This is a genomic window from Halomonas faecis, from assembly GCF_010993975.1.
Lineage (GTDB): Bacteria > Pseudomonadota > Gammaproteobacteria > Pseudomonadales > Halomonadaceae > Halomonas > Halomonas faecis.
The window spans coordinates 10,756-27,145 of the sequence record NZ_JAACZO010000018.1; the positions used below are offsets into that span (position 1 = coordinate 10,756).

Below are 16,390 nucleotides of genomic sequence, written 5' to 3' on the forward strand. Positions count from 1 at the left end.
ACCTCGCCAGGTGATGCCACAACAACGGGCGCAGGCACCCTGCCCCACCAGCCTGGGATCGCCTCGCCCGAGCCGGATAGCCGCGGAGGTGGTGCGCCGGTGACAGACCAGGAGGGTGGCCCGCCCCCTGGGCAACCGCTGAGTGCAGCTCCCGAGGGGCAGCCTGGCACGCCGACCTCGCCAGGTGATGCCACAACAACGGGCGCAGGCACCCTGCCCCACCAGCCTGGGATCGCCTCGCCCGAGCCGGATAGCCGCGGAGGTGGTGCGCCGGTGACAGACCAGGAGGGTGGCCCGCCCCCTGGGCAATCAGGTGCTACTACTAACCAGCCACGCTCAGCTAGCGGTTCAGTCAATTCTGGAGGTGAGAATGCTCCAGAACCGGGAGCCGAAAGCTCTGCCCCTGACCAAGGGAGCGAGCCAGATCCAAGGGAGGACTTGAGAACAAGGCGGTAAAGGAAAGGCCGGGTTTCCCCGGCCTTTTTTTGTAGCTCATTCGATCAGTTTTTTGTACTTCAGCATGCTCTTCACGAAAAAGAATGATATGAAGGCAACGGCTATCCAGAAGAATAGAAAAAACTGTCCTGCGCCGGGGTTGCCATGAAACCTATAGGTCGCATGTATGAAAGCTAAAATGATGATAGGAAATCCGATTGCGGAGGCCCAGAAGTTCGCCTTCACACCCCACCTGGCCAGAGATTTGACACTCTCTTGATCAGCACCAACAAGGTGATTTACCTCATTGGCGATGAAGGAGCCTTGCTGTTTTCGCGAGGCATTGTGGCGAGCCCTAAGGGCTTCCTGTCGGCGCTGTCTCTTTTTTCTGTTGTCCATGACCGACTCCTTAATCTTCAAGGTTGTGGTGTAATTATACTGGACGACGCATTCCAGTTCAAGAAGTCTCTATTATTGCCGCATGTCTTCAGTCGGATCGAAATACGATTTCTTATGTGCTAAGTGTGAAGCCAGGTCAAGGTGAGCACGCAGGATCGTCTTTATGAACCAAAGTATATAGCCGCCAGAGAACTTGAGCAGTTCTACAAACCCTTTGGATAGCATGTCCATCAGCGGTCTAAATACTTCTCGGACACCTGGCAGTGACCCAAGGAGAATCATGGAAAATATGGCGATTGTTAGCCAAAACCATACAGTTATCATGTTTGATTCCCTTAAATGACTTCTGTGAGAAATTCGTTAAGCCTTTCTTCAAAATGAAGTGGTTGTTTTCCGGGGGGAATCCTCATGTTCCTCTTAACCGCCTTGAATGGCGGTGTGCTCTTAGGGTATTTGATCATGGGTGTTCTGAGGTGGTACATCCTGGCCCCCATCATCATCACGCATTGCCCCTTGTCCATGGCTCGAAGCTGGTCAGGCGTTACCCTGAACTCCTCCATTTCACGCCAGCTTTCTCCCATGCCGCCCCCATCCGACATGCTTGATTGAGGCGTCGTTCGCAGGTACTGAGCGCTCTCGCCTTGGCTCGCGGAGACTGAGACAGTCCTCTGGAACCGTTTGGTCTTGCCCAGGATCTCAGCTGCTTCCTCGGGGCTGTCCTTTGACCCGAACTTGAAGAAGATTTTGTTCCAGGTGTTCTGGATCACAATGTCTGCAAAGTCAGGCGACACGCGATTGAGCTGACTGAATGACTGGAAGGCCGGGATGAGAGCTATGTTGGCGGATCGTGCCTGCTCAAAGAGCCTGCCCACCCCTTCCATCACGTAGGCACCCATCTCATCGAGGAGGGCTATGAAATGGTCGGGTCGCTGATCTTTCGGCAAGTCCTGAATATGGGCTACGGCTGATCGTATGTCAGAAACGATCATCTTGCCGAGGTTGAGTGCGGCGGTATCCTTGCCCATGGTGGGCAAGGATACGTAGAGCATGTGCCCTTTCCTAATAATCTCCGTCAATACAATCTCGGGGGCGTAGACATTAAATACCTTCCCGAACTTACCCTGGGCAAACAGCGCGATCCGGCCAGCCATACCGCCCAGCGTCTGCTTCATCCGGTTGAGATCAATCTTAGTCCCCTCCTTGGTACGGGATCTGAATTGGTCAAGGAAGATAGACAGGGCTCTACGCTCCGGCCCTTGAGGTGTCATTCGCTCGAGGTTTTCCAGTGCCTTATCCGACTGCATTAGGATCGAGAGATCCCCGAAGTGGTAAAGCTGACCCGATGCCTGCAGAGCGGCAATGATCACGGTAAGGGCATGGTTCGCTGACTGACGGTAGTGGTCTGCCCCAGGGTTGTTCTCAGCCGATGGAATCAGGTTCATCAAGCGAGAGGCAACTTCATCGGGGTCGCCATGCAGAATCGGGTTGTAGGTATTGGCATTGTCAGGATCGGACACATCGATGATGTAAAGCTCATCCTCCCTGCCGGTCACCTTGGCCATGTAGGCGAGATGATCACGTGTATCACGATCAATCTTTGCATCGATGAACAGCCACCCCTTCCCGCGGGCGGTTTGCTGCCACAGGATGTACTCGCCAATCGTGGTTTTACCTACGCCTGATTGGCCGACAATGGCGGTATGCCGCTTCCCGAGGTCGTCTGGAAGGTTGATCCGTTTGTTCTGGTCTGTTGTAAGGCCGATGTGAAGGTTGCTGCCCTCTGCATCCATGGGCTCGTCAGAGGGCAGCACAAAGCCTTCTCTGGAGACTTCATCGACTCGCCTGATCATCGACACAGCCTGGCTCCAGGTGAGCTGTGCCATCCCCAGAGAACCCAGGATGCCTGCAGGCCATGAAGCCAGCGCCCCGGCAGCCCATGGCGTTGCCGTCGCCACCCCCGCCGCGATCGCGGTAAGAGCTAAGGCGTCTCGCCTTCCTGCAATCATGGACAATTCTCCAGCTTCAACTCAATGGCAGTGAAGATACCGGCTGCCCATGCAGCCGGAGCAGTGTGGGAGGTGGCACTGGGTAGGGGGTCTTGATGACATCTAACGCTAACCCTCCCTGAAGGGGAGGTATCATGCTCAAAGTACATGATGTGACCTGGGAATGAAGAAAAAGACATTAGCCCAATTTGGTTGTCGTCAAGTAATTCTGGTGGTTCTCCACCCAGGTGCTCAACCCATAGAGCTACCCATTCTTCATTAGAAAATGCGGTCTCTGTATATGAACGGCTACTTCCAGCGTCCACTCCACCATATAAAGAGTGTAACGTATCCGCATAGGAGGTAGTGGCGATCATAATTATGGCTGCCACTGCCAAAGGGACTGTAAATCTCATTGTGAGTTCCTGTTGTAAAAGCCGCCTGGAAGTTTGTCTCTGCTGCCAGCTCCATTCACGCTCTCTATAAGATCATTATGGAGGTGCCTCCCTCCCGTAGTTGTAGAGCCAAGGCGGTTGTTCCACATGCTATAGCGGAATCCCTCAGTAAAGGCGTCGCCACTGGAAGTGACAAAAGTAATCTTTCCCTCATAAATAATGTTTCGGTTTGGCGATATGGACCCTCCGGGGTCTCGATGCCCATAAGTATGATATGCAGACTCGCCGGCCTCGGCGCGTACTGGGGAAGATCCATCACCCCAATCTATAACGGCATGGTTGATCATTCTTATGTTATGGCCACCGAATTCAAATGATTCGTAATAGCTATGAATGTCTATCCTTGTCTCGAGGCCGACATATCCATTGTTAGGCTGAATTCGGAATGGTCTCTTGCCTCCGTCCATAACCGCACCGTAATTCCCCGTTCCCCCGCTGGCGAGGGACCGGGCTTGTTGCTCAATCCTTTCTATCGGAGAGGCCAAGGCTACAGCCGCTCCGAAAGACATTAGCGCGACGGAGAAAAGTGCTAGTTTGCCCATGTCCGGTTAAACTCCGCTTTTGCTTGTTCGGAAAGAGTCTCAATATATTCAGAGAAATCCATATCGCTTAGGTCAAGCGCAAGAAACTCATCAATAGTAAAGCCAGAGCAATCGGGATGGTATTGCCGATCGTATGTGGTAGAAGCCCGTGTGACGCAGCTTCCTAACACCCTGAGCATGCAGGGCTCATATTTCTGCTCAGTGTAGGTGTACCATGGCTTGGCGGTAAGGTTGACTTCAATTGTAGCCCTGAACTCACACTCGTCATCGCCACAGCCCCCAGTCAGTGTAACTGGCGGGTTGCTATTGATGTAGTTGCTCATCGAGCTAATGTCGCTGCTTATATCAATATCTCTCCATTCTCGGTCATACCGGCACTCGTACTGGGAGCCAATGCACATTCTGAGGCCACGAGATGGATTCTCGACATTAAGATCATTGGTGTAAGCCATAAATTGGACATTGTTATGTGCCCACGAAAATTCTCCCCATCCTCCGTGCGGGTAATACAGAGGCCATTTCATGTCTACCGGAATTCTAAGCTGTCCTCCAGACTGGGCCTCCCATGCATGGACATTGTACTCGCACGAGCCATCGTCGAAACACCCTCCTTCAACAACCGAGTAGCGGTTGAGGGCGCGGGGATGGTGGTCTTCTGCAGCAAGTTTATGCAGCGACCATCCTTGACTGTAACCATAGACAGGATGCTCAGGAGGCTGGCCACACGAAGAGTCAGAACAAACAGCCACGTGAATATCTGGCCCTGTAGGGCAATCAAAACCGCTGATCATGGACTCTGCCAATGCTTCCTCAGATTCGCATTTTTCGTCCCATTTCCAGAACCTGACTCTATTTCCATTCACGTTTATTTCATTGGTCCATTCGCCTGTCTGATTGAAGAATGGGAATGAGGCATTTCTCGTCTGAGCCCCCCCCGCATTTTTCGTGGCCAATTGAGCAAGCTGTTGCCGACCTTGTTCTTGAATGATACGCGCCAGCATGGAGTCAAATTCACACCACCGCTGATAGTGGTCGACTTGAGTTTGTGTATTCGCCATGGACCATGGTCGAGTCCAGTGCGAGCAAATTTGTCGGGCATAGGCCATGTCGCCGGCTGCCGGTGCATTGTAAATGTAGTCGGCAAGCGTACATAAGGAGTTATTTGTCTTGACAAATCCCGGGGTAACTTGAACGGCTCTTGAGGCCATTCTGGCTGCAGCTAATTCAACATCATCAAGATCGCAATAGTCGGCACCAACGCCAGTAGCCATTGAGATGAGGGAGCCAGTGATGGTCACGTCAGCTGGATCATCTTGGCAACACTGCATGTGCTGAACAGCACTTATTATATCTGCAGCAGCTGCACCACCAAGAATCGCACCCAATGGGCCACCGAAATAGGTTGCCAAGGCTGCCCCCACGGTAGCGTTGAACTCCATCATCCTCCTGAAGTCGCTAGTTATTGCTCTACATTCATGTTCTTTTCCTGTGAAAATCTGGAAGTTTTCGTCAAATCCGCCTTCAGCCGCAATCATGTCCATTACCCCTGCAGCTGCGATGGCATCAGCGAATGCTCCTTCGTCGCCATCGATCTCAGGCATGATTTCATATTCACTCGGATCGCACCTACCCTCCTCCCGGCACGTGTATGTCTGTTCTTGCTTAACACATAAGCCATCCTTTTCTTCGGTACAGGAATAGCTGGTTATACTGCAATTTGGGTCATTATTGCAGCGTGGGGTTTCGCCGATGTAGCACCTTTTGGTAACTCTCTGGCCTACAATATTTCCTGACCCATCTTCAATGTCTTCTCTGCTAAGCTCAGGTCCGCACCCGTAGGATGTGTCAGCATCACAGGTGCTTTCATTTTTCTGCCACTCTTCTATCCATGAGCTTGGCAGTATGTTTGAGTATTGTGTGAAGGTTCCTGGGTAGCTTTCGTTGTAGGTATTGACGAGCTGCCAGTCCTCACTGTCATTAAGTGCTTGAAGATTACAACTGTTGCTGTATGGCTCCCCATAACAAACATAGGTGATCGCATATTGCCAGCAATCCCTGCGGACAGTATGGCCGTTAATTGTCCTTGGGGCACTGTCAACACATACCTCGTTTGCACGGTAGCACTCTGCATAATCATTCACGTTCTGGGCCACGGCATGCCCCGATGCACCATATATGGCCATTGCAAAGAAACTGGCTACCACTCTATTGTGAACCATTAGTTAATCTCCGGGCGTCGTTGCTCGAAGGGTTCACAGTTTTCAGTCACTGAGTCCTGAAATATCGGGGATGCCTCATCGTATGAATATCGTTCAGTGCTATCGTTTTGCGTTCTCCGATAGTCAATGTGGCATCTTTGGTTGCTGCATGTTTGTCGTATATAGTATCCCGATGGTGCTCCAGGCATCAGCTCAGGATGGTGCCAGCCAAGGTTCCGAGAGTATTCAAAACGAAATGACGATCGCCATCCCGCACTATTTTGGTTGAATTGATAAACCAGGCAGTTATAAGGATGGTGGCACGATTGGCAGACAAACCTCCTTCTCAGATTCGAGAAAGGCTGCCATTGGTATACAACATGTCCCGGTGTGCATGCTTCAAATCCTACATGTTGTACCTGCAGTCGTCTCGTGCAGGTGAACTCTTCAGTTTCCCTTTGAACATCGCAAGTTCTGGATTCAGGCTCGCATGTGACAATCCGGGTTGGTATGTCAACCGAGCACGTTTCCGTTGTTATGACATCTGGCTCGCACTGCCCTCCTCCCTCTAAGTCAAGGAAGTCGATGGTTCTCGGGTCATCAGGTAGGCATGAAACTGGTATATCACCTTCGGTGAACAGTTGGTTAAATTGTCCACCCAGGCAGTGAGCCCTGTTATTCGCGAAGGATTCACCCGATTCAAATACGGGGTTATTTCTAACGCCTGTAATCGAGTCAACCAAGTGTCCGTCCGTTGAACTGACACGTTGGCTAGCGTCCTGACGCATGTTGCTGCCACCCCATGCATCACCATGCAGCTGATGCATGGTCATGACGCATTCATTGCTGCTGCAGTCTGCAGAGACCCGGTAGGTTCCTGTCAGCAGGCCCCCTGTGAATGTCGCCTCGCCTCCAGCAGGGACTTGCTGAGCGGCCGTGTACCGTTCGTCAGTGCAGCCGATCCCCTGGGTCAGGGCATCGCAAACAGAAACGCTGAGGGTAGACAGGGAGCCGTTCTGGCTTTGTTCGCAGGACTCAATGGAGACGCGAACGCCTCCCGCCGTGATTCTGGCCCCGTCGCGGCACCGGAATGTCCGCTGTTGCTGCTGCTTCACCTGGATGCCGACCTCCCCGCCAAGCTCACCCGAGGTGCGAGCGTCTTGTAGGCCCAGCGCTTGAGTAGCTGTTCTATAGCTGGCACTAGGATCAAAGCCTTGCGCTCCAATACCCCCGGCAATCCTTCCCGCCTGGCCAGGGTCTGCCAAGATTGTTGTTGGCGCTACCCATGCGACGGCCAGAAAGGCCGTCGCCATCAGCGCTGATCCTGTTCGCCAGGCCATGTCATTCCTCCCAAAGGTGATCGATTTCCTGTCCAGCGGGGCCAACCGCGGGACCAAGCGGCGTGTCGTAGACCTCACGCGCGGTCCCTGAGTACCGCTCGCGAAGCCGCTTTGCATTCCGCTCAGCCAGCTCGGAGGCCAAGGACTCCCAATGCGCATCGCTGATCGCGGCTTGCTCGGTGCTCGCTTCTGCCCCCTCGCTTCGCAGCGCTGCGATATAGGCGTCTGCATTCGGTGCCCCTCGTTTCTGGAACTCCTCTAATGCATATAGGGCGGTCACTGACCCTTGCGCTTTCCAGTAGCTGTCTGGGTCTTCCTCTTGGCAGGCCTGATACTCGAATGTCCGGTTCGCGTAGAGCCCGGCCCGAGCCTCCGGCTGAAGGCAAACCCCGCGGATGTCCTCCCTTGCCAGGACGATGGTGGGCACGGCATCAACTGCGTAGGCGTCGAACAGGCGAGGGTCGATCTGAATTGGCGCTGTCATACCGCCGGGCTGAAGAACCTCGAGCACGCGCTCCATGGCGAAGTCGCGCAGGTTCTTGCCCGGCTCTACGCCGCGCAGCACCAGCTCCCCTCCTGCACGCGCTGCGTCGAGGGCATAGGCCCGAATCAAACTCTCAGGCATGGAGAACGAGACGAAGAAATACAGGCGGTCCTGGTCACCCAGCTCCAGGCTCTCTCGCAGTGCCTGCCACTCGGCTGCCATGGCAGGGTCGGCGATGCCCCCCGTTGTCCCTGGCTCGCGCACGTTTTGGATCATCTGCTGGGCGGCCTGGGCACCCGGCTCGGCAGTAGCCCCAGTGCTTCCCAGCATGTCGTCAACGGCCCCCTGAAGGCTCTGACCCAGCGTGGGCTGGGTCAGGGACTGGAGGTGGCTGAAGGCGTTGCTGGCGGCCTGATCGGGTGTCGGCTGAGCCAGTGCTTGTGAGGCGGCCAGAGCGGCGGTGATGGCGATTACAGTGCGCAGCATTGCTTCCCTACCCAGATCATGTAAGCGGAGTCGGTTCGGACGGCGGTATTGGCTGGCGGCATCATCCCCCAGCGGAACTCAGACATGCCGAGTACGGCGGTCTGGTTACTGGCCACCGGCGCTACAGGGTCGATGCGGTACTGGCTGCGGATCATGTTGGGCATGTAGACCGACTGGCACTCAGCCCACGGGCCGATCGTTGAGAGCAGCCCGGCCATGCGGGTCTTCCGCTGCATGTACTTGCCAAGGACGTGGAGATTGCCGCCCTGGGGGGAGCTGTGAGTCGGGCTGGAGCCGGTCAGCGGGTAAGTCACGCCCTGTGAGCCCTGGCACCAGAACATCATGTCGAGGGGCCTACCTGCGGCTGAGGCAATGGCATCGGGCATGCAAGAGAGTGCCCCAACGGGATTGGCGAACAGAGCAGATTCAGGGAAGGCGATCGAGGTCCAGGTGTCGTCCTGCCACGTGTAATCCACCTCGGTCAGGTCCGCCAGGTTGAACCCTGAGGTGTTCATGCAGCCCAGGCTGCTCATCATGTTGAGCGCACTGAACAGCGGGTAGATGTACCAATGCACCTGCATACGGGTGACGCTGCCGGTGTCTCGGCCTGATCCGTAGGACTGGTTGGAGGTTTGCTCATCGTACCCCGTAAGCACCTGGGTGCCGCCGAGTGTCGACATGCAACCAGGAGTACGGGCCACCTCGGCAAGGTATGTCGGCTCCCAGTACGTCATGCCGATCCCTGGAATGGGAATACCGAATGGCCCTGGGCAAAGGCAGATAGGGTCCATATTCATCAAGGACGGGTTGGAGCCTCCCCCCATGGAAATGCCGGCGATCGTGACGGGGAACATGTTGTTCCAGTTCACGTCATTGATGGGGTTGAAGACAGTCCCCTGGCATGCGGCTGAGCCAGAGAGGGGGGAGGCCGTGGCGCCATGGCCGGTGGCCAGCCCAAGAGCGATACAGGCGGACATGAGAAACCGCTTCATGGCAGGTACTCCTCCAGGGTTTCAACGGCGTAGGGATAGGCGAAGTGAGTCACCTCAACCGCGTGAGGATTGTCGTCTCTGACCCCGGCGAGCGATGGGGTATGCGTGATCCCCAGCCGCCTGAAATGCCATTCTTCGGCGAAGTAGACGGCGCGGCCGATGTCAGTGGCCAGCTCACCGGGATCTCCGGCAGTGGCGATGATGGTGAGATTGATGGGGTGGCGCTCCTTGAGTGCCATGGCGAGTTGCCGTTGATCGTCCACCCTGAGGTCAACCACCAGTAGCCAGTTATCGGGCCTGACGTGTTCGAGGGGATTGACTCGTGTACCCGCCTCGTAGAGCACCCCCCATTGATAGGAGCCATCGGGTTGACGCAACAGCGCCTCAATGTCCTCTTCGAGGGTGTAGGAGGGGTCCACATGGCGGGTTTCGGTATGCTCCGCTATGGGCAAATACCAGTCAGGAATGTCACGGGTGTGGTGGCGGGCCTGATCCGAAAGATCATCATTGATGGATGCCCAGTCGACACCATGGGCTTCAGCCACCATGGCGAGGCGCATGTCAGGCTCCTCGATCTCCCATGTTGGGCCGAGCACTCCGATGTCTTGGGAATCGGCCATGGCAACCATGGGGAGCATCGCGGCAAGCGCTATCACGCGAACTGTATTTTTACTATACTGTACTACGTTTTCCATTTCTTGAGCCGTTCCAATCTGCGGTAGACGCTACGCTCCGAGATGTTTGCCGCCGCGGCGATCTCAGCTGCCGACAGCCCTTCGCAATGGAGAGCCAGCAGGTTCTCATGCGTCAGGCCGGAACGGGGGGAGCGCTTGGGTAGGTCGATGAGGTGAGCGGACGCTGTGCTGTCAGCCTCCAGGAAGACTTCAGGTTCTGCGTCGTCCTCTTCATGGAGTTCGTCAACGAGATCCGGGATCTTCTCGGCCAGCAGCTCGTACTGCTCAGCACGAGGTTCACTGTCGGCCTGCCCTGCCTTGTGGACTGTGACAGGGAGGATGGTATGGCGCCGCCATGTGCTGACTGCCAGGAACGCCGCCTCCCCTGCATACTTCATGATGGCATCATGGGCATAGCTGGGATCGTATTCCTTCGCCAACCATGCCAGATACACCTCCTGCTTCATGTCATCGAGCCACTGGCGAGGGATGTGCAGACGGGAGGCGGTCCACCCGACTAGCCGCTCCATCTCAGACGGTGGCTGCTTTGCCAAGTATTCAAAGAGGTTTGCCATGCGAGACGCACTCCTGAATGACCTGATCAACACGCTTGAGCGACACGGGTGTGAAATCAAAGTCAGCCTGCCGGCCACCCGGGGCCGAGGCGCCCGCCGGAAGGCGACGACTGACCTGGGACGCCAAATAGGTGAACTGAGAAATAACCACGGCCTGACGCTGAAGGAGATCACCCAGCTTCTCAGGCCAAAGCTGAAAACCAGTGTTTCCATGGCCACCCTCAACGCTTGGGAGAAGGGCGCTATCCCCCGGATGGTGCCTGAGGAACGGCTCATCCAGGTTCTGAGGGAAATCGCTGATGAATATCAAGCCGTCGAGGGTGGCGCCTGGGTCGCCGCTGAGGAGGTCAAAGCCACAGTGGATCGCTGGATGGAAGTCATGACCCCGCGCCAGATTGCGGTCGCCGCGGATGAGGCAGTGACCACCATCCGAAGCTGGGCAACCGGAAAGCATAGGGTTCTGCGCACCAAATGGAACCGGGTGGTTCCATTGGTGGATCAGATGCGTGAGGTCATGAAGTCCCACCAGGATCACCCTTAGGCTTGGCGGGCCTGTTGCCCTGGGCCACTGCGCTGCCCAGGGTTGCCATTGCCTTGAGCTGGCCCTTGAGTCTCCCCCTCAGTACCAGAAGCGGCATTTTGATTCGCGCCCTGCTGCTTCTCCTTCGCCAGTTTCTCCTGTTCTCTCAAGAACTTCTTGAATGAGCGGTCTCGGTCCATGACGTTGTTCAGCATCAGATCGACCAGATCGCTGGTCGAAACCTTTTCGCCAAATGTGGCTTGGTATAGCTCCCTGTACTGATCCAAACGGTTCAGGGTGGATTCGCGAAGCTGCGCCTGCAGCGATTTCTTGGGGTCGTGGTCGACGCGGCCAATGAGCATTAGAGCCTCCTGGGTTATCATGTGGGCGAAGCAATCTTGCCGGTATTCGACTGTTGCCCGAAAGCCAAGAAGGCCGAAAACTGTTGTCCGGTATAGTTACATTTGAGAAGCGCCAAGCATAAAGGCGCATGGGGAGAGAGCGTGGAAGGCGACGATAACGAGAACGAGCTGCAGAAGGTTCTGGAGGCAGGGAAGCGCAAGAAGGGGTCTGGGCCTAAAGGAGGCCAGCGGGGAACGGTCAAGGGGCCTCGGTCGGACTATCTTCAGATCACACCCGACACTCCGGGCTACAAGCTCGTCCAGGTGGTTTTTGAGCATGCCGTCAGCAAGGGCGTCTCGCTGTCGGAACTTGCGGAGCATCTCGGGATAGCGGCCAGTACCCTGAGCCATCTCAAGACAGGGCGGCGCCTCGCTAGCTCTCTCGGCCGTGAGGTCGTTGAAAAGCTAGCAGAGTGGTTGAACTATCCTGTGCTGGCTGTGTTGATCCTCGCGGAGCAGGTCCAGCTTGAGGACTTCTACTCCCCACGTAATGACCTAGATCGTGCTATCGAGCGTGCCTTGACCTTCATGGCAGATGACCCTGAATGGGGCGGAATGATGCCCAAGGATCTCGTGGGGGCCTCAACTCACATGAAGCTGTGGGCGGTTTGGATGTATGAGCGTGCCACCAAGACACGGCTGATTCCCGGCGGTATCGACTACCTGGACCTACTCAAGGCCATGGAAGATTTCAGGGCAGAGCACCCGGCCAGCTCTTGACGGGGTTGGGCTCCCCTGTCCAGGAAAGTGCCATGACGCCGATTCCGGGAGTGGCACTCCCCAGGCAGGCAGCAGCCCGCCATACGTGATCCATCACGCAACAGCCCTGATTTGATTATAAATACGGGAACCGTTCGAGTTAGGCGCCGTGTAGTCGCCGCCGAATATCCCCTTATCCTTTCCTCCCTCACCCATTGGGTGATTAACAGCTGCCTTATGTGACCGTTTTTCTTGCGGTTTTCCGTGCCGGATAGATGCTTCCGAGCGTGCCGATGGAGACGGATGGAGCATTCATTCCAGAGGGTTGGAGTGACTTCACCGTTTCGCTTTAAGAATAACATTCCACGAAAGCACATGGGCCGCTTCGCGGCCTGAAAAGGGACGAGCCCCGACAGGCCTAGCGATGGCCTAATGGAGTGCCGCCAACTGGCCCGATTTGACTTCGTTGGGTTGGTTAGTGGTGTTGCATCAGACTGTCATCGAAAAGCACATGGGCCGCTTCGCGGCCTTTAACGAGGCAAGCCTCGACATGCCTAGCAATTGCCTATGCCGATCTCGCCAACTGGCCCGAATTGACTTCGTTCCAACCCGCTGCTCACGCCTCGAAAGCGCCAGCATGGCTGCGGTGGCATGGCCTCCCCACACCCCGAACGGGACACACTTCCACGGGGCTGCGCGTGCCTCGAAAGCGCCAGCATGGATGCGGTGGTATGGTCTTCCCCACACCCCGACCGGCACACGGTTTCCCTGGGCTGCGCGTGCCTCGAAAGCGCCAGCATGGCTGCGGTGGCATGGCCTCCCCACACCCCGACCGGCACACGGTTTCCCTGGGCTGCGCGTGCCTCGAAAGCGCCAGCACGGGCACGGTGGCATGGTCTTCCCCACACCCCGACCGGCACACGGTTTCCCTGGGCTGCGCGTGCATCGAAAGCGCCAGCACGGGCATGGTGGCATGGTCTTCCCCACACCCCGACCGGCACACGGTTTCCCTGGGCTGCTCACGCCTCGAAAGCGGCCGCATGCGCATGAAGGCAAGACAAGACGCTAGCCAGATCCAGGCACATTCCAAGTGCTCACCCCTACGTATGATACGTACCACTCGCGGGCACCACCCTGAGCCCAACACGCGGGTGTCCTACCCCCCATATCCCAGCTACCTCGCCTACCTATGACATCGGCCTGTCTGCCTATGCCCAGTAGCACTTCCCCGCTCACCGTACAGGCAGAAAAAAAGGACTCGGATGCATGATCCCGAGCCCCCTATAACCACTCCCTATGACCACTCCCATAGACAGTCAGTAACGCACCTTATGGATCGCATTCATCGTGGTGGTAGCCCAACTCTGGGCGGTAGTGGCGAGCTGTGCCGATGGCCTTGTTGATGCGCTTCAGGTGTTCGATGAAACGGGCTCTGCGCTCGATCAATACCAACGCATCTGCGATCAGCTCGCGAGCTTCCTGAGGGACGGTTTTGGCTCTTGCAGCGACCCCCGGACGCTGAACCCGGGCCGCGTGCCATGTCGACGCCGAGGTGCGGCTATGCTGTTGTCGGTTGACCCACTTCTGCCATACCGGATGCGGACATCCCAGACATCCATACCCACACCGATTCAGGTCTAGCAGCACGGCCCCGTGAGCGCGTGGCTGTGCCTCCCGGATACGCTCGCCCAAGTCGATCAACTGCTGGTTGTACTCCTTCATGATGGCTCGTATGTCATCGGTCAGCGCCCCCACCATGGCATCGGCTTCAACGGCCAATTCGGCACGGTCTACCTTGCGCCGGGAACGACTCTTGCTGACGTACTCTGCTGTGCTTGTCTCGTGGCCCATGGCCTGCTTCATCCTCATGCCCGCGTCACGTTCTCGTGGCCCTCCAATGCGGCTCAACCGGTGTCGTCGGTTAGCACGGCAGATGCCAGTCTAGCGAGTTCGTGAGCCCGTCCTTGGGCAGGGGGGAATCGTCCTTGTCGTGTGTCAGTGGTGATCGTCTGACTTGTGTTCTTGCCCCGTCCAGGGGGTGCCCGGCGGGGCCTCGGCGGCGTGCTACTGCGGGTGCTCGTTGAGGAACTGGCGGCAGGCCGCCACCAGTGTCCGGCAGTCGTCAGGTAGCTTCACCCGGTAGCGCTTTGCTGCGGCTTCTGCGGCAGCAATCATCTTGGGGGTCGGGGCCTTGTTCCCCATGTGCTTGTCGATGAACGCCTTGCACGCTTGGAAGGTGGTCAGCTCGCCATTCAGGGTGACGCCGTGTTCGCCCGCGAGGCGCTGTGCTAGGGCCTTCATCTTGTCGGTGGGCGGGGCGGGTTGCTGCATCACTTCATCCAGGAAGGTGCGGCATACCTCAAAGCTGGTTTCGATGCCCTCAGGCAGGCTCAGGTTGCGCGAGGCGGCGATTTTCCTGGCGGCGGTCAGCATGTTCTCGGTCGGTCCATTGCGCGTGTCACTGATGGCCTCCGGGGCGTCCTCGACATCCTCGATAACCTCCTCGATCCGCTGCGTGATGAAGTCGCGCTGCGCGGTGATGAAAGCGTCTCGGCGCTGCCTGGCCTCAGTGTCGCTGGCGGCGTTCTGGATCGCATCGAGTTCACGCTCCCAACGGGCGGTCACTCTGACCTCGGAGAGCATGCTGGGCGTGTTGTCGATGAATGCACGGCCTCGCGGGGTGGAGACGATCAGCTGCTGTTTCCCCTGGCGTTTGGTGGCGATGTACTCGCGGTCAAACAGGGTCTGGATCACCGTATCCCGGGTGGCGGGAGTACCGATGCCCTCGGCCTTGCGCAGTAGCTCGGCATCCTCGCCATCCGCGTGCCGACCGGCGTGGAGCATGGCGTTCAGAAGCGTGTCGACTGTGTAGTGTTTCGGGGGCTCTGTGCGGGCCTCGTGGAAGCGTACTGCCTCGATAGGCGTGCTGGCGCCGGTGACCAGCGGCGGGAGGTCTTTGGGGGCCTTGGGGTCGCCAAACGCGGTCATCCAGCCTGGGTCGATCGTGCGCTTGAAGGTGCCGCTGAACAGCGCGGGCTGGCGCTGGAGAACGTCCTCGACCTCGACGCTCGCGGCGACCTTCATGGCCTCGATGGTGGCCGGGGGGAGCAGGGCCTGGATGAACTGGCGGGCGCATGCCAGGTAGACCAGTTGCTCTGCCTGCGAGTGGGCGGACAGGTCCGGCGTCTTGGTGGTGGGGATGATGCCGTGGTGGTTCATTGGCTTGTCGGTGAAGCAGCGCGGCCGTGGGGCGTTGGAGTCCTCCAGGCAGTGCCGGCGACCGGCGAGCCGGGCGGCCGGCATCAGGCTGTCGTGGGACTTGGCCGCGCCGCCCAGGATGCCCAGCAGGTCGCGGCGATTGAACAGGCTAGCGGGTAGCTCGCCATGCTCGGTTCGGGGGTAGGTCAGGTAGCCCGCTGTACGCATGGCGTCGGCGGCCTTGAGCGTCTGCGAGGCGGTCAATCCGTGCTGTTTGGCCATGTCCCGCTGCAGCGCCGTGAGGCTGTAGGGCAGCGGCGGATGCTTGGCGGTGGTCTTGGTCTCGGCCTCGAGAATCTGTGCTGTGCTGGCGCCTTCCAGGCGCTGAGCGAAGGCCTGCATGGCGTCCCGGTCCAGGAACAGCGGCTTGCCTTCCTCCTGGAGCCGGAGGCCCTTGGCACCCTCGAACGGTGGAGCTGGCGCATACGTCAGCTCGCCCCCGCCCAGGGTGATCTTGGCCTGGTAGTGGTCGACCGGAACGAACCCTTCAATGATGCGATCGCGGGTGACAATCAGCCCCAGGGTGGCTGACTGCACGCGCCCGGCCGACACCACCCCGGCCTTGCCTTTCCCCTTCGCCAGGTCGTCCCCCATCAAGCCGGCACGCGCCGCGGCGGTGTAGGCCCGGACAAGGTACTGCCAGAGCCCATCTGCGTTCGCCCTGGCCTGCTGGGCTCGCCAGAAGGTGATGGTCTCGTGCCCCTGGCGAAGACGCTTGGCGGCGGCCTGGATGTCCCCCGCCTCCATCGATCCGGTGAGCCACATCCGCTTCACGCTACCCCGGTACTTGGCGTACTCCAGGATCTCATAGCCGATGGCCTATGCGACGTCAACTACTTTGGCCGCTTGGCGACAATTAAAATGGCCGGTTGGGTGGGGTAGTTGTCGTCAGTCCGACGACCCAGGTTTTCCTCCTTGTAATTGTCGTTGATAAGCACGCTTACGGT

General features: G+C 57.6%; 12 protein-coding genes. 2 read left to right on the forward strand and 10 right to left on the reverse strand.

Annotated features, from left to right (window positions below):
- Positions 1 to 492 precede the first annotated feature (492 nt).
- The 7 genes from GFD32_RS09770 to GFD32_RS09800 form a co-directional block, all read right to left on the reverse strand.
- Entirely contained in the window at positions 493 to 834 is a 342-nt protein-coding gene (locus GFD32_RS09770) for a hypothetical protein (RefSeq protein ID WP_163576364.1), read from the reverse strand.
- 335 nt (positions 835 to 1,169) lie between these two features.
- Complete coding sequence (locus GFD32_RS09775) at positions 1,170 to 2,840, reverse strand: type IV secretory system conjugative DNA transfer family protein (protein WP_163576365.1); 1,671 nt, start codon at positions 2,838 to 2,840, stop codon at positions 1,170 to 1,172.
- 963 nt (positions 2,841 to 3,803) lie between these two features.
- Positions 3,804 to 6,035: a conjugal transfer protein TraN gene (locus GFD32_RS09780; protein ID WP_163576366.1), complete on the reverse strand. Its 2,232-nt coding sequence runs from the start codon at positions 6,033 to 6,035 to the stop codon at positions 3,804 to 3,806.
- A gap of 1,320 nt (positions 6,036 to 7,355) precedes the next feature.
- Entirely contained in the window at positions 7,356 to 8,324 is a 969-nt protein-coding gene (locus tag GFD32_RS09785) for a type-F conjugative transfer system pilin assembly protein TrbC (protein WP_163576367.1), read from the reverse strand.
- Positions 8,309 to 9,316, reverse strand: a complete 1,008-nt coding sequence (locus tag GFD32_RS09790) for a TraU family protein (protein WP_163576368.1) — start codon at positions 9,314 to 9,316, stop codon at positions 8,309 to 8,311. Before GFD32_RS09790 ends, GFD32_RS09785 begins: the two co-directional genes overlap by 16 nt.
- Complete coding sequence (locus GFD32_RS09795) at positions 9,313 to 9,876, reverse strand: hypothetical protein (protein WP_163576369.1); 564 nt, start codon at positions 9,874 to 9,876, stop codon at positions 9,313 to 9,315. The genes GFD32_RS09790 and GFD32_RS09795 overlap by 4 nt, the downstream gene beginning before the upstream one ends.
- A gap of 122 nt (positions 9,877 to 9,998) precedes the next feature.
- Positions 9,999 to 10,565: a hypothetical protein gene (locus GFD32_RS09800; protein ID WP_163576370.1), complete on the reverse strand. Its 567-nt coding sequence runs from the start codon at positions 10,563 to 10,565 to the stop codon at positions 9,999 to 10,001.
- Here GFD32_RS09800 and GFD32_RS09805 point away from each other — a divergent pair.
- Positions 10,564 to 11,106 carry a hypothetical protein gene (locus tag GFD32_RS09805; protein ID WP_163576371.1) on the forward strand — a complete coding sequence of 181 codons (543 nt, stop codon included), beginning with the start codon at positions 10,564 to 10,566 and terminating at the stop codon, positions 11,104 to 11,106. The two genes, GFD32_RS09800 and GFD32_RS09805, sit on opposite strands and share 2 nt — an antisense overlap.
- Here GFD32_RS09805 and GFD32_RS09810 read toward each other — a convergent pair.
- Positions 11,103 to 11,447: a DUF2274 domain-containing protein gene (locus GFD32_RS09810; RefSeq protein WP_163576372.1), complete on the reverse strand. Its 345-nt coding sequence runs from the start codon at positions 11,445 to 11,447 to the stop codon at positions 11,103 to 11,105. The two genes, GFD32_RS09805 and GFD32_RS09810, sit on opposite strands and share 4 nt — an antisense overlap.
- 141 nt (positions 11,448 to 11,588) lie before the next feature.
- On the opposite strand from GFD32_RS09810, the gene GFD32_RS09815 reads away from it, so the two are divergent.
- On the forward strand, positions 11,589 to 12,206 hold the full coding sequence (locus GFD32_RS09815) for a helix-turn-helix domain-containing protein (protein ID WP_163576373.1): 618 nt from the start codon (positions 11,589 to 11,591) through the stop codon (positions 12,204 to 12,206).
- Between the two features lie 1,308 nt (positions 12,207 to 13,514).
- Here GFD32_RS09815 and GFD32_RS09820 read toward each other — a convergent pair.
- Both GFD32_RS09820 and GFD32_RS09825 read right to left on the reverse strand, forming a co-directional pair.
- Positions 13,515 to 14,048, reverse strand: a complete 534-nt coding sequence (locus GFD32_RS09820; protein WP_163576374.1) for a hypothetical protein — start codon at positions 14,046 to 14,048, stop codon at positions 13,515 to 13,517.
- 201 nt (positions 14,049 to 14,249) lie between these two features.
- Positions 14,250 to 16,208, reverse strand: coding sequence for a DNA topoisomerase (locus GFD32_RS09825; RefSeq protein WP_163576375.1), 1,959 nt, complete (start codon positions 16,206 to 16,208; stop codon positions 14,250 to 14,252).
- Between the last annotated feature and the right edge of the window lie 182 nt (positions 16,209 to 16,390).

What these genes read in the sequence shown, in the direction of transcription:
- GFD32_RS09780 (WP_163576366.1), bottom strand. Translation starts at nt 6,035, where the DNA reads ATGGTTCACAATAGAGTGGTAGCCAGTTTCTTTGCAATGGCCATATAT.
- GFD32_RS09775 (WP_163576365.1), bottom strand. Translation starts at nt 2,840, where the DNA reads ATGATTGCAGGAAGGCGAGACGCCTTAGCTCTTACCGCGATCGCGGCG.
- GFD32_RS09805 (WP_163576371.1), top strand. Translation starts at nt 10,564, where the DNA reads ATGCGAGACGCACTCCTGAATGACCTGATCAACACGCTTGAGCGACAC.
- GFD32_RS09820 (WP_163576374.1), bottom strand. Translation starts at nt 14,048, where the DNA reads ATGAAGCAGGCCATGGGCCACGAGACAAGCACAGCAGAGTACGTCAGC.
- GFD32_RS09795 (WP_163576369.1), bottom strand. Translation starts at nt 9,876, where the DNA reads ATGCGCCTCGCCATGGTGGCTGAAGCCCATGGTGTCGACTGGGCATCC.
- GFD32_RS09810 (WP_163576372.1), bottom strand. Translation starts at nt 11,447, where the DNA reads ATGCTCATTGGCCGCGTCGACCACGACCCCAAGAAATCGCTGCAGGCG.
- GFD32_RS09770 (WP_163576364.1), bottom strand. Translation starts at nt 834, where the DNA reads ATGGACAACAGAAAAAAGAGACAGCGCCGACAGGAAGCCCTTAGGGCT.
- GFD32_RS09785 (WP_163576367.1), bottom strand. Translation starts at nt 8,324, where the DNA reads ATGCTGCGCACTGTAATCGCCATCACCGCCGCTCTGGCCGCCTCACAA.
- GFD32_RS09800 (WP_163576370.1), bottom strand. Translation starts at nt 10,565, where the DNA reads ATGGCAAACCTCTTTGAATACTTGGCAAAGCAGCCACCGTCTGAGATG.
- GFD32_RS09825 (WP_163576375.1), bottom strand. Translation starts at nt 16,208, where the DNA reads ATGTGGCTCACCGGATCGATGGAGGCGGGGGACATCCAGGCCGCCGCC.
- GFD32_RS09790 (WP_163576368.1), bottom strand. Translation starts at nt 9,316, where the DNA reads ATGAAGCGGTTTCTCATGTCCGCCTGTATCGCTCTTGGGCTGGCCACC.